Raw genomic sequence first — 11,201 nt, 5'->3', positions numbered from 1 at the left:
AGCACGGCCAAAGCCGATCTGATCGAGCGTTACCGCGACTACGACAGCACGGCCACGTCCGTGAGCGACAAGAAAAGCATGGAATGGCTGGACGAGGCGCCCGGCGCGCAGCGGCGCAACGCGCAATGGGCCATCGCCGATATCGTCGGCCGCACGCATTTGACCGTGGAATTGATCTGATGCAGGTACGCACGCAGCAGCACGACACGGTAGACGCCCTGGTGTGGCGCTACCTGGGCGACGGCGCGGGATACGTCGAGCACACCCTGGAAATGAATCCCGCGCTGGCGCGCCATGGCGCCGTGCTGCCGGCCGGCCTGGTCGTCACCTTGCCCGAGCCGACGACCAGCACGGGCCAGGCCGCGTACATCGTGCAGCTATGGGATTGATCCTGGCATTCACCCTTTTATCCATCATGAAAAATCTATCCAACTTCACCCGGGAGTATCAAGCAATGTCCGCAGAATCGTTTGGTGGTTTCGCCACCCTGGTCAAACTGTACGGCTTCAAGGCGGCGCTGGGCATGGTCGGCGCGGCCATGCTGTACATCGTGCTGCCGCCCTTGAACAGCGACGGCACCTTCAACAAGGGCGAATTCGTCGCCCGCCTGGCCTGCGCGGGCGTGTTCTCGTGCCTGCTGGGCGGCACCGCGTATCAACTGCTGTGCGCCCAGCTCCCCGCCATCGGCGCCATGGTCAACGCTTCCGCCATCGACCTGATCGTCGGCGCCCCCGGCTGGTGGGTATCGCGCGCCGTGGCCCTGTGGTTCCAGCGCCGCAGCGACAAGGACATCGCAGAGCTGGTCAAAGACGCGAAGGAACACTGATGGCCACCATGGAAAACCCGCTGATCGCGCGCACCATCGACGCCATCCTGCGCGCCGAAGGCGGCTACGTGAACGACCCGCAAGACCAGGGCGGCGAAACCAATTACGGCATCACCGTCGCCGTGGCGCGCGCCAACGGCTATCAAGGCCCGATGCGCGAGCTGCCTGTGGCCGTGGCGCGCGCCATCTACACGGCGCGCTACATCACAGAACCGAAGTTCGACCAGGTGCTGGCCCTGCATGCCGGCATCGGCGCCGAAGTGATCGACACGGGCGTGAACATGGGGCCGCACCGCGCGGCCGAGTTCCTGCAGCGCTGGCTGAACGGTTTTAATGACACGGGCGCCCGCTATCCCGCCCTGTTCGTCGACGGCCGCCTGGGTGCGCAGTCGCTGGGCGCCCTTGCATCCTTCCTGAAATGGCGCGGCCAGGACGGCGCCGCAGTGCTGCTGCGCGCCCTGAACGGCCTGCAGGCGGCGCGCTACCTGGACATCACCGAAGCCAACAAGAGCCAGCGCCGCTTTCTGTTCGGCTGGATCAAGGAACGGGTGGCCATGTGACCACCACCTGGCGCCCGCTGGTCGCCGTTCTCCTGTGCGGCGTCGTGGCGGGCTGGACGGCGCAGGGCTGGCGCAAGGATGCCAACATCGCCGCACTGCAGCGGGCGGCGGCTATCCAAACAGCCACCGCCGCCACCGAACTGGCCCAGGCCACCGCCCGCGTGCTCACTTTGGAACGCGCGGCCGGCGCCGCCCTGGCGCAGCGCGCCGACCACCTCAACCAGGAGCAAACCCATGCGAAAACTGATCGTGACCGTTTTAACGATGATGTGCGCAGCGGCGCTGTGCGCCTGTCAATCCCCGTCGCCAGCGGCCGGTGCGCCACCACTGCAGATTCCGCCGTTGCCGCAAACCATCGGCACCAAACGCGCGCCGAACTTGACCCAGCGACTGCGGCAGCTCTTGACGCCATTGCCGGCGACGGCGACGACGCCACCCGCCAGCTAAACGCCTGCATCGACGCCTACAACACCGTGCGAGACACCTACCATGTACAAACCGAATAGCCTGCGCCAGCACTTGGCCGCCGCCATCCCTGCCCTGCAGCGCGACCCCGACCGCCTGCTGGTCTTCGCCGACGAGGGTAACGTGGTGGCCACCTCCACCGCCTCGCTGTCCTTCGAATACCGCTTCAAGCTCAACCTGATCGTGACCGATTACGCGGGCGACGCGGACGCCATCATGGTGGCCCTGATCGCCTGGCTGAAAGTCCACCAGCTCGACCTGCTGGCCAATGAAGAGCGGCGCAAGCACGGCATCGCCTTCGAGGTGGACTTCAACAACCATGAAACGGTGGATATTTCGATCAAGCTGGACCTGACCGAACGCGTGGCCGTCAAGACCGGCGAAGCGGGCCGCCTGGACATCAAGCACCTGGCCGAGATACAGCACATGCCCGCCTACGCCGACGAGTTCTGGAAGCTATATGACGGCGAGACCCTGCTGGCCGAATGGCGCACGCCCGAGGCCACGCCATGAGCGACGACCTGCACGCGCTGGAAGCCTGGGCCGGCGCCCTGCTGGCCAAGCTGCAGCCGGCCCAGCGCCGCGCCATCAATCACAAGGTGGCCATCGACCTGCGACGCAGCCAAGCGCAGCGCATCAAGGTGCAGCAGGGGCCGGACGGTACGGCCTATCCGGCGCGCAAGCGGCGCAAGGAATTCAAGGGGAAGAACGGACGCATCAAACGGCAGAAGGCGGCGATGTTCGCCAAGATTCGCACCGCCAAGCACTTTAAAGTGAAGGCGACCGGCGACCAGATCGAGGTCGGCTTCTTTGGCTGGGTGGCGCGCGTGGCGCATGTGCATCAATTTGGCCAGCAAGACCGCGTTACCAAAAAAGGGGGGCGTCTACAAGTTTCCGGAGCGGCCGCTGCTGGGCTTGAGTGAACCGGATCGAAAGTTGATACGCGAATCACTACTGCATCACATCGAAAAAAAACTAAGATGCTCCAATGCGAACTTCAACTGACATTAGTTATCAAACTCGTTTGAGCCATATGATTCTGACCTTCCTGATAGAAGCAGACACTTCGAAAAACAGTCTCGATATTGCTGCGCTTCGGACATATCAATTTTGATGAGGTTTGATCTAGCGATCAACATCTTCTCTTACTCTTTGGAACGAATCGATATTAATAATTAAAAAATACTTTTTTTTCTTTGAGATTCTATGTAAGATATAAACTCAACAATAACTTAGGGATTAACATGTTTAAACGCTTAGTTTTAGTTTTCGTATTCTCCTTGACCGGTGCAGCAGCTTGGGCTGGTGGTGGTGACGGCCCTTACGATCCTATTGAATGCTTGATTAGATGCCTCGAGCAGGGCGTCAACGGGAAAAGTTGCGCATATATCTGCGGCGGTTGAACGAAGAGAATATGATCTAAATAAAATGGCTGCGGAAAAATCTGCAGCCATTAAAGAAGATCATAGCTTACTAAGTTAACGTATATTGATATTGAAAAAATACATTTTTACGATAAATCATCAAAATTTATCAGAAGAATATTTAAGTAAGTTAAATATTTTTCTATAAAAATTTAATATTTTCTCTTGTTGTAGCAAATGTATTCACATGTTGCTTTGTCATCCACATCATCCATACAACGCTTATAGCAGACCTTAGCGTCAAATTTTTTGGGGCTCTGCTTGGACTCTTCGATAGGTTTGCTTTCCTCGGCAGTTTTGGTTTCCTCAGCAGCAATACTAGCTACAGAGGCAATAAAGAACATTGAAAAAATAGAAAAACAAATAATAATTATTTTTTTCATTACAGCTCCCAAGACAAGAAAAATTACACTAATTTTTAACTAACATGCTCTGATATTCATCGGCAACAAAACCAACAATAAGATGATTTTTCGATATCAGTACTGGTACGGAGCTTTCTCCCAACTTTGCAAAGGCTTGCGCAGCTTCGGGGGACTTGTCTACGACCATATCGTTAAAGTTAACTCCAGCGGTCCGCAAATATGCGCGGGCAGCCTTGCAGTGTACACAGGTAGATGTTCCGTACAAGGTCACCGAATGTTGCATTCCTTTAACATACATTGAAAAATCACCAGTTCTCCCGTGGGATCGCACGCTCTCATAAAGACCCGGCAAATAGCGGCCAATCGGTATGGCAACTGAGATTGTTAAGGCAATTAATAACGTGTTCAGAAGGCCCTTTTTCCATTTTTTCATTATGAATAATTATTTCTTGCGCAAAGCAGTAGGAATAGGAAAGGTATAATTCAAAGCTTGACTTCCAAATCAAAACGAAACTTGTCACGTGAAGGTTGCCGCCTACGACGTTCAAAATCGACATCGTTTGCAAAAAAAGATTCGATGGTTGTGGCGTCACCCGACAAGGTGTGGTCAAACGTGAATTTGGCGCGCCAGCCGGACGCAAATGTCCATACGGCCTGCGTAGTCAGCTCAGAACGCCGCGACGTGTACAGTTTACGCGTTGCAGTCGAGCGTACCCAACCAGACGGCGTCCAGTTCGCATCTGCGCTTAGCTTCAGCGGCATGCCAGCAACGGTATGGCTGCCACCAAACTTGGCGCTCCAACGCGACTGATCCGCCAACCGGTTGTCAGGGCCAGGCACGGTCGAGACAGAAGACTGCGCCAAGGTCACGCTGCCATGCAGATTCATGTCTGGACCAGCTTTCCATAATTCACGCAATTGCAACTGAACTTCAAGACTGAGGCCATGGCTGCGGGCTGTACCCAAGTTGGCGGGGCGTGCCACGTACCGCGGTAGCGCAGACCATGGTACATTTTCCAATTGAATGTCCGTACCGATCAAACTATCAATCTGGCGTGAGAACGCTTCCAGCGTGATGATGCTGTCGTCGCCGATGTAGTGTTCGTAAGCCAGGTTCAGGCCTACCGCTTTTTCTGGCCGCAACTTCGGCTGGCCCGCCGTGTCGGCATAGGCAATGCTGTTCGGGCCGCAACCGCCCTGTGTGCATGGCGCCAGTGGATTGATCGTTGGCCGCCCTGTCAACTGATCGAGAAACGGCGCCGTGAATGTACGTGCAAGTCCCAGGCGCAGGTGCCGTTCAGTAGTGCCTGGCAATTTCCACGATATATGGCCGCTCGGTGACCACGACGTGAAATTACTGCTGACACCATATATGCCTTCGTCAATGTCGATGGCGCGTCGCTCACCGCTCAGTCCAACGTTGACGCCGAGCACCTTGTTTACACGCCACTCATCTTGCGCGAAGGCGCTAAAGCGGCGGTCGCGCGCATCGCGCCTGTTGCCCAATACCTGCAAGCTAGCATCGGCGATGCCATCAAGCAAATAAACGAACTCGCTGCTGGAACGTGTATGCACGGCGCTGGTGCCAGTCTTGATGTCGTGCTCGCCGATCGTCCGCGTATAGTCGAGTTTGATGGTGTTGCCACTATTGTGGCTGGATCTGAGCGACTGCCGTAGATGGTCCGGCGCATCGCTATAGGATTCAAGGCGGTTGTTGTCGCGCGTCAAGCGATAATGGTTCGACAGCAAGCGCAATATCAATTTTGACTGGCGATCGGGGCGGAACGTCCATTTCAGAGGCAACGACAAAGTAGTCAATGGAGAGCCAGTATCTGACAACACAAGTTGCGGCCCCGATTGGGGCCCCGACCACGCATCATTTTCCACGCCTCGGTTACTGACCTTGAACCATAGCAGACCCGGATCGAACTCCAGCACATGGCGGGGGCCCGCTTCCCAGGATATCGTACCACCCAAGCTCAGACGATCCGTGCGCGTCCAACCCCTTGTACTGCCAACTTGCTGGACGACCGGCGTCGCCTCCTCCATATGGCGCAAAACGCGCACGCTACTATCATCCTTGCGCGTTTGCGACCCGGCCGATACCTGGGCCGCAAACGCCCAAGGAGAACCCGCCTCGGAGCGATTGGTGGACCAGGAAAAGTTGCTTCCGTGCTCGGCCCCGCCAGCCACTGCGCCGAGGCGTAGTTGCGTGACTGTCTTTAGGCGTTTTGCTTTGCGGGAAATGATATTGATGGTGCCAGCGCTACCATACGGCCCGAACTCGGCCAGCGATGATTTGACAATTTCGATGCTTTCCACATGGGTGACGTCCAGTTCCAGCGGTTCCTTGCCGGCCGGGGCGGCGACGCCGTCGATCAACACCTGAGTGTAGCCAGGCAATCCCATCAGGCCGAGGCGGCCATTGGCGGAGATGGTGACCGCAGGCTCCTTGCGCAACAGTTCCTGCACATTATTGGCGCCACTCGCTTCGATGCTGGCCCGGCCAATGACAATCTTACCGGCGATAAACTCGCGCCGCGCTTGCATGTCCGTCTGGCCACCTTTAATATCAACGACAGGAAGCTTAGTCAGCTGAGCGCCCGGAACTTCAACAGATATTTGCTGAGCTTGCACGGCACCAGGAAATGATAGTTCAATAAAAAAAGCAGGCAATAAAAAGAATGGGAACCTCTGAATCTTCACGCAACGTCCTTAATTCTTTACTACATTCAATTTTTCAGTGCTAGATTTCTTAGCGCTGCCACGACACACCAATTAGACGAAAAAAACTACTCACAGGTTCTGGTAGCGATATTCGCCTGCAGACAACGAATCAGCCCCTCAACCTTTCGATATCTACTATAGCCAATCATGCAGCATATGCCAATACGATACGAAGACGATACGATTCATCGTGCTGACACCTACCCCGCACATAAATTAATTAACATATTATCATTTCAACTTTACAAACCGAAGAAATTATAAATAATAATACACTATTTCACAAACCGAAAATCTCTCCAATTATCACATTGATTTTTTCACGTAATTTTAAAATAATTTTTCACTACTGCAACCTAATTTCTAAATACGGGTTTAAGAACTTTACAACCCCTCGGATCTAAGCATCTTTCATGTTTTAGAACAGCCGATGATATGGATGCGACTGGCTTCGCGAATGCCAATTCTGATACCTGCGCAACTGCAAGGTTCCTAAAGAGCGTTCTTTACGCGGATAAATGGGTCTGAGGGCTTATACCGGCGTGACCTAAAGCCACGGTCCTTTAAACACGACCGCATCCAGCTTACTCCCGCCTGCTTACCTTCCATTGTCGCTAAATAACATATCAACCCGCCCCCGCGTGCATCCGCACGCGGACTTCGGCAACATGCACTGCATGAACGCCGACCTGTCCGACCTCCTCCGCTTGCTGCAAAACCTGACCCGCCTGGGCACCATTGCCGAGGTCAAAGGGGCCAAGGCGCGCGTGCGGCTCGGGCCAACACTCACCACGGAATGGCTGAAATGGGCCACACGGCGCGTTGGCAGTACGCGCACATGGTCGGCGCCCACCGTGGGCGAACAAGTGATTGTCTTTTCCCCGGGCGGCGACCTGACGCGCGGCATCATCCTGCCCGCCCTGTACTCACAGGAGTTTGACGCGCCCGAATCGAGCGACAGCATCCACACCACGCACTACCCCGACGGCGCCGTGGTGCAGTACGACCACGCGGCCCATGCCCTGACGGCCGTACTGCCCGGCGGCACCGCCACCATTACCGCCGACAAGGTGACATCGAACGCGCGCAGCACCATCTGCACGGGCGACCTGACCGTGATGGGCAAGCTGCTTGTCGAACAAGCAGCCACCGTCAACGGCGCCACCGCCCTGAATGGCGGCGTGAACGCCAAGGCCGGCGCCGCTGGCGGCGTGGCCATGGCCGTGCAAGGAACGATCAAAGCCAGCGAGGATGTGCTGGCCGGCGCCACCAGCCTGGCCAAGCACGCACACGGCGGCGTCAAGGCCGGCGGCGACCAGTCGGGCGGACCGCAATCATGATGGGTATGCACGCCGCCACCGGGCGCAGCCTGACGGGCCTGGGCCACCTGCGCCAGTCGGTTGCCGACATTCTCACCACGCCGATGGGTTCGCGCATCAGGCGCCGCCGCTATGGCTCCGAGGTGCCCGAGCTGATCGACCAGCCCCTGAACAGCGCGACGCAGTTGCGCATCTACGCGGCCACCGCCTTTGCCCTGCGCCGCTGGGAACCGCGCCTGCAGCTCGCCAGCGTGCAGCTCACGCGCGACACGGACGGCGCCATCACGCTGCTGCTCGATGGCACAGCCAATGGCCAAGGCATCACCCTGTCTGTGCCCGTCAAGCAAGGAGGTGTCGTATGAGCACGCCCATCGACCTGACTCAGTTGCCGGCGCCCAGCGTGGTCGAGGTGCTGGACTTCGAAGCCATCCTCACCAGCCGCAAAGCCCACCTGGTCAGCCTGCTGCCGGAAGCCGAGCGCGCCGCCGTCACGGCCCTGCTGGAGCTGGAGTCGGAACCGGCCACCAAGCTGCTGGAAGAGAACGCGTATCAGGAAACCATCCTGCGCAACCGCGTCAACGAGGCCGGCAAGGCTGTCATGCTGGCGTTTGCCCTCGACGGCGACCTGGACCAGGTGGGCGCCAACGTCAACGTGGCGCGCCTGGTCATCACGCCGGCCAATCCGAACACCCTGCCGCCCGTGGCCGCCGTCATGGAAGACAACGATGCCTACCGCCTGCGCATCCAGGAAGCGCCTGATGGCCTGTCCGTGGCCGGCCCGAAAGCATCCTACGAATTCCACGCGCGCAGCAGCGACGGCCGCGTCAAGGACGCAAGCGCCACCAGCCCCGCGCCTGCGCACGTCATCGTCACGGTGCTGGCCAACAACGACACAGGCATCGCCGACGCCACGCTGCTGGCCACTGTGGCGCGCGCGCTCAACGCCGAGGAAGTGCGTCCCCTGGGCGACCGCTTGAGCGTGCAGGCCGCCCAGGTCATCGACTACCAGATCGAGGCCACCTTGTTTATCGGCGTCGGCCCGGAAGTGCCTATCCTGCTGGACGCCGCGCGCGCCAACGCCGTGCGCGTGTCGCAGCCGCGCCGCCCGCTGGGGCACAGCATCTACCGTTCCGCCTGCAGCGCCGCCGTCCACGTCGAGGGCGTGCGCAAGGTCGTGCTCACCAGCCCGGCGGCGGACATCGAACTGAACGCCACCCAGGCCGGGCGCTGCACCGCCATCAAGTTGAATGTGGTGGTGCTCGATGAATAAGACCGTGCCGACCTTGCCGCCCAACACCACGGCGCTGGAGCGCGCCATTGCCGTGGCCTGCGCCGAGCTGGTCAACGTGCCCGTGCCGCTGCGCGACCTGTGGAACGCCGACCGCTGCCCGGTCAACCTGTTGCCGTTCTTGGCGTGGGCGTGTTCCGTGGACCGCTGGGACGACGCCTGGCCCGAGTCGACCAAGCGCGGCAGCATCAAGGCGTCCTATTTCATCCACAAGCACAAGGGCACGATTGCCGCCGTGCGCCGCGTGGTCGAGTCCCTGGGTTATTTGATCCGCATTACCGAATGGTGGCAGACCACGCCAGCCGGCGTGCCGGGCACCTTCCGTCTCGATGTCGGCGTGCTCGATACCGGCATCACCGACGCCATGTTTCAGGAAATGGAACGCCTGATTGCCGACGCCAAGCCCGTCAGCCGCCATATGACGGGCCTGGCGATTTATCTGGAAAGTCGCGGCAGCATCTATGCGGGCGCTTGTGCGTACCACGGCGACAGCATGACCGTGTATCCCTGGATCGCGGAAACCATCGAAGTGCGCGGCACGCTGTTGCAGGCCGGCGCATCCCATACCATCGACACCCTGACCATCTATCCATGAGCACATACTTTGCCATCCTGACCGAAGTGGGCGAGGCCAAACTGGCCAACGCCATCGCCCTGGGTCAAACCCTGAAACTGAAGAGCCTGGCCGTGGGCGACGGTAACGGCAATCTTCCCATGCCATCGCGCTTGCAAAAGGCGCTGGTGCACGAGGTGCGCCGCGCCGGCCTGAACCAGTTGACCGTCGATCCGGCCAACGCCAGCCAGATCATCGTCGAGCAAGTCTTGCCCGAGGATGTGGGCGGCTGGTGGATACGCGAGATTGGCATCTTCGACGAGGCCGGCGACCTGTGCGCGGTGGCCAACTGCCCGCCCAGCTACAAGCCCCTGATGATGGAAGGCAGCGGCCGCACGCAGGTGGTGCGCATCGTGCTGATCGTCACCAGCACGGCCGCCATCGAACTGAAAATCGACCCATCCGTCATTCTGGCTACCCGTAAATATGTCGATGACCAGGACATCGTTGTCCGTGCCTACAGCGATGCGCAACTGGCCAAGCACCTGGCCGCTGCCGACCCGCACCCGTTGCTGGCCAAGGTCGCCTATGTCGATCAGCAGGACGCCAGCGCACGCACCTATGGCGACCAGCAACTGGCCAAGCACCAGGCCGCTGCCGATCCGCACCCGCTCCTGGCCAAGGTCACTTATGTCGATCAGCAGGACATCAGCGCACGCGCCTATGGCGATCAGCAACTGGCCAAGCACCAGACTGCTGCAGACCCGCACCCGGTGCTGGCCAAGGTCGCTTATGTCGATCAGCAAGACACCAGCGCACGCACCTATGGCGACCAGCAACTGGCCAAGCACCAGGCCGCTGCTGACCCGCACCCGCTCCTGGCCAAGGTCGCCTATGTCGATCAGCAAGACACCAGCGCGCGCGCCTATGGCGATCAGCAACTGGCCCAGCACCAGGCTTCGGCCGATCCGCACCCGCTGCTGGCGAAGGTCGCGTATGTCGATCAGCAGAACACCAGCGCCCGCGCTTACGGCGACCAGCAACTGGCCAAGCAATTGGGCAACAAATCCCGGACCATCGGCATTCCCGCCAGCACCACGCTCACGCCGGAAAGTACTGGCTGTGTGTTCGTGTTCAACGGCAATAACGTGGCGGCTGTGCTGCCTCTGTCGTCCGCCGTCCCCAGCGGTGCCGAAATCTCGTTCATGTCGTCCAATGCCTCGGGCTGCAGCATTGCGCGCCAGGGCACAGATAAGCTGGTCAATGGCAATTCCAATTTTCTGACGTCGATGGCACTGGCCGTGGGCGACACGGCGACCTTTGTGTGCTAAAAAAATGAAGGCTGGTACTTGCGCGACGGCAGCCTGTCGCTGGCCTACTCGGCCCGCTTTGGCGCTGCGCTGGTCACCCAGGGCTACCAGAAGCTGCCCAGCGGCAAGATCGAACAATGGGGGCAGGTGTCCTCCGATGCCTCGGGCACCGCCATCGTCGCGTTTCCGATTGCCTTTCCCTCAGCAGCGCACTTTGTCGTGCCCGTGGAAATCAATTCAGGCGCGGGCTATGCCACGGCCATGCAGATCACGCCTGGCAGTTTCCGCATTAATTTTTGGAACGCCGCCGGCACCCCGACGCCTGCCGGCATGCTGGCCAACTGGTTCGCCTTGGGGAGTTAAC

General features: G+C 59.0%; 16 protein-coding genes. 13 read left to right on the top strand and 3 right to left on the bottom strand.

Going from position 1 to position 11,201, the window contains the following annotated elements:
* The 7 genes from ACP7DE_RS27450 to ACP7DE_RS27420 all read left to right on the top strand — a co-directional run.
* Window positions 1-180, top strand: a 180-nt coding sequence (locus ACP7DE_RS27450; RefSeq protein WP_426075079.1) for a head completion/stabilization protein, incomplete at its 5' end; no start/stop codon positions are given.
* Window positions 180-389 (top strand): tail protein X, encoded by a 210-nt coding sequence (locus ACP7DE_RS27445; protein WP_426075078.1) that lies wholly within the window; start codon window positions 180-182, stop codon window positions 387-389. The genes ACP7DE_RS27450 and ACP7DE_RS27445, both read left to right, overlap by 1 nt.
* 65 nt (window positions 390-454) lie before the next feature.
* Window positions 455-826: a hypothetical protein gene (locus ACP7DE_RS27440; protein WP_099388137.1), complete on the top strand. Its 372-nt coding sequence runs from the start codon at window positions 455-457 to the stop codon at window positions 824-826.
* Window positions 826-1,386, top strand: coding sequence for a glycoside hydrolase family 108 protein (locus tag ACP7DE_RS27435; RefSeq protein WP_426075076.1), 561 nt, complete (start codon window positions 826-828; stop codon window positions 1,384-1,386). The genes ACP7DE_RS27440 and ACP7DE_RS27435 overlap by 1 nt, the downstream gene beginning before the upstream one ends.
* Window positions 1,383-1,892, top strand: coding sequence for a lysis system i-spanin subunit Rz (locus ACP7DE_RS27430; RefSeq protein ID WP_426075075.1), 510 nt, complete (start codon window positions 1,383-1,385; stop codon window positions 1,890-1,892). The genes ACP7DE_RS27435 and ACP7DE_RS27430 overlap by 4 nt, the downstream gene beginning before the upstream one ends.
* Window positions 1,876-2,364 (top strand): phage tail protein, encoded by a 489-nt coding sequence (locus ACP7DE_RS27425; protein ID WP_426075074.1) that lies wholly within the window; start codon window positions 1,876-1,878, stop codon window positions 2,362-2,364. The genes ACP7DE_RS27430 and ACP7DE_RS27425 overlap by 17 nt, the downstream gene beginning before the upstream one ends.
* Window positions 2,361-2,774: a phage virion morphogenesis protein gene (locus ACP7DE_RS27420; protein WP_426075073.1), complete on the top strand. Its 414-nt coding sequence runs from the start codon at window positions 2,361-2,363 to the stop codon at window positions 2,772-2,774. The genes ACP7DE_RS27425 and ACP7DE_RS27420 overlap by 4 nt, the downstream gene beginning before the upstream one ends.
* Before the next feature lie 653 nt (window positions 2,775-3,427).
* On the opposite strand, the gene ACP7DE_RS27415 is transcribed toward ACP7DE_RS27420, so the two are convergent.
* Genes ACP7DE_RS27415 through ACP7DE_RS27405 form a run of 3 tightly spaced genes read right to left on the bottom strand, consistent with a single transcriptional unit; the run spans window position 3,428 to window position 6,346 of the window.
* Entirely contained in the window at window positions 3,428-3,658 is a 231-nt protein-coding gene (locus ACP7DE_RS27415) for a hypothetical protein (protein WP_426075072.1), read from the bottom strand.
* A gap of 28 nt (window positions 3,659-3,686) precedes the next feature.
* A complete protein-coding gene (locus ACP7DE_RS27410; protein ID WP_426075070.1) occupies window positions 3,687-4,073 on the bottom strand; it encodes a glutaredoxin family protein in 387 nt (128 codons plus the stop codon).
* 50 nt (window positions 4,074-4,123) lie between these two features.
* Complete coding sequence (locus ACP7DE_RS27405; RefSeq protein WP_426075069.1) at window positions 4,124-6,346, bottom strand: TonB-dependent receptor plug domain-containing protein; 2,223 nt, start codon at window positions 6,344-6,346, stop codon at window positions 4,124-4,126.
* A gap of 689 nt (window positions 6,347-7,035) precedes the next feature.
* Between ACP7DE_RS27405 and ACP7DE_RS27400 the strand changes: the two genes are divergently transcribed.
* From ACP7DE_RS27400 to ACP7DE_RS27375, 6 genes are read left to right on the top strand one after another with little or no spacing between them, the layout of a single operon-like run.
* The gene (locus tag ACP7DE_RS27400) at window positions 7,036-7,707 is read left to right on the top strand and encodes a phage baseplate assembly protein V (protein WP_426075068.1); all 672 of its coding nucleotides are present in this window, start codon (window positions 7,036-7,038) and stop codon (window positions 7,705-7,707) included.
* Window positions 7,704-8,048 (top strand): GPW/gp25 family protein, encoded by a 345-nt coding sequence (locus ACP7DE_RS27395; protein WP_426075067.1) that lies wholly within the window; start codon window positions 7,704-7,706, stop codon window positions 8,046-8,048. Before ACP7DE_RS27400 ends, ACP7DE_RS27395 begins: the two co-directional genes overlap by 4 nt.
* Entirely contained in the window at window positions 8,045-8,956 is a 912-nt protein-coding gene (locus ACP7DE_RS27390; protein ID WP_426075066.1) for a baseplate assembly protein, read from the top strand. The genes ACP7DE_RS27395 and ACP7DE_RS27390 overlap by 4 nt, the downstream gene beginning before the upstream one ends.
* Entirely contained in the window at window positions 8,949-9,569 is a 621-nt protein-coding gene (locus ACP7DE_RS27385) for a phage tail protein I (protein WP_426075065.1), read from the top strand. The genes ACP7DE_RS27390 and ACP7DE_RS27385 overlap by 8 nt, the downstream gene beginning before the upstream one ends.
* Window positions 9,566-10,858, top strand: coding sequence for a phage tail protein (locus ACP7DE_RS27380; RefSeq protein ID WP_426075063.1), 1,293 nt, complete (start codon window positions 9,566-9,568; stop codon window positions 10,856-10,858). The genes ACP7DE_RS27385 and ACP7DE_RS27380 overlap by 4 nt, the downstream gene beginning before the upstream one ends.
* An 18-nt stretch (window positions 10,859-10,876) precedes the next feature.
* Window positions 10,877-11,200: a gp53-like domain-containing protein gene (locus ACP7DE_RS27375; protein WP_426075062.1), complete on the top strand. Its 324-nt coding sequence runs from the start codon at window positions 10,877-10,879 to the stop codon at window positions 11,198-11,200.
* Window position 11,201 lies beyond the last annotated feature (1 nt).

Source organism: Janthinobacterium sp. DSP2-3-3 (assembly GCF_049897325.1).
GTDB lineage: Bacteria > Pseudomonadota > Gammaproteobacteria > Burkholderiales > Burkholderiaceae_D > Janthinobacterium.
The sequence above is the reverse complement of the archived record's forward strand: the minus strand, read 5'-3'. Positions and strand labels throughout refer to the sequence as shown.

Bases quoted from the DNA above. Each gene is read 5' to 3' on its own strand.
- ACP7DE_RS27380 (WP_426075063.1), top strand. From the start codon at position 9,566: ATGAGCACATACTTTGCCATCCTGACCGAAGTGGGCGAGGCCAAACTG.
- ACP7DE_RS27400 (WP_426075068.1), top strand. From the start codon at position 7,036: ATGCACTGCATGAACGCCGACCTGTCCGACCTCCTCCGCTTGCTGCAA.
- ACP7DE_RS27415 (WP_426075072.1), bottom strand. From the start codon at position 3,658: ATGAAAAAAATAATTATTATTTGTTTTTCTATTTTTTCAATGTTCTTT.
- ACP7DE_RS27425 (WP_426075074.1), top strand. From the start codon at position 1,876: ATGTACAAACCGAATAGCCTGCGCCAGCACTTGGCCGCCGCCATCCCT.
- ACP7DE_RS27390 (WP_426075066.1), top strand. From the start codon at position 8,045: ATGAGCACGCCCATCGACCTGACTCAGTTGCCGGCGCCCAGCGTGGTC.
- ACP7DE_RS27445 (WP_426075078.1), top strand. From the start codon at position 180: ATGCAGGTACGCACGCAGCAGCACGACACGGTAGACGCCCTGGTGTGG.
- ACP7DE_RS27410 (WP_426075070.1), bottom strand. From the start codon at position 4,073: ATGAAAAAATGGAAAAAGGGCCTTCTGAACACGTTATTAATTGCCTTA.
- ACP7DE_RS27440 (WP_099388137.1), top strand. From the start codon at position 455: ATGTCCGCAGAATCGTTTGGTGGTTTCGCCACCCTGGTCAAACTGTAC.
- ACP7DE_RS27420 (WP_426075073.1), top strand. From the start codon at position 2,361: ATGAGCGACGACCTGCACGCGCTGGAAGCCTGGGCCGGCGCCCTGCTG.
- ACP7DE_RS27435 (WP_426075076.1), top strand. From the start codon at position 826: ATGGCCACCATGGAAAACCCGCTGATCGCGCGCACCATCGACGCCATC.
- ACP7DE_RS27385 (WP_426075065.1), top strand. From the start codon at position 8,949: ATGAATAAGACCGTGCCGACCTTGCCGCCCAACACCACGGCGCTGGAG.
- ACP7DE_RS27395 (WP_426075067.1), top strand. From the start codon at position 7,704: ATGATGGGTATGCACGCCGCCACCGGGCGCAGCCTGACGGGCCTGGGC.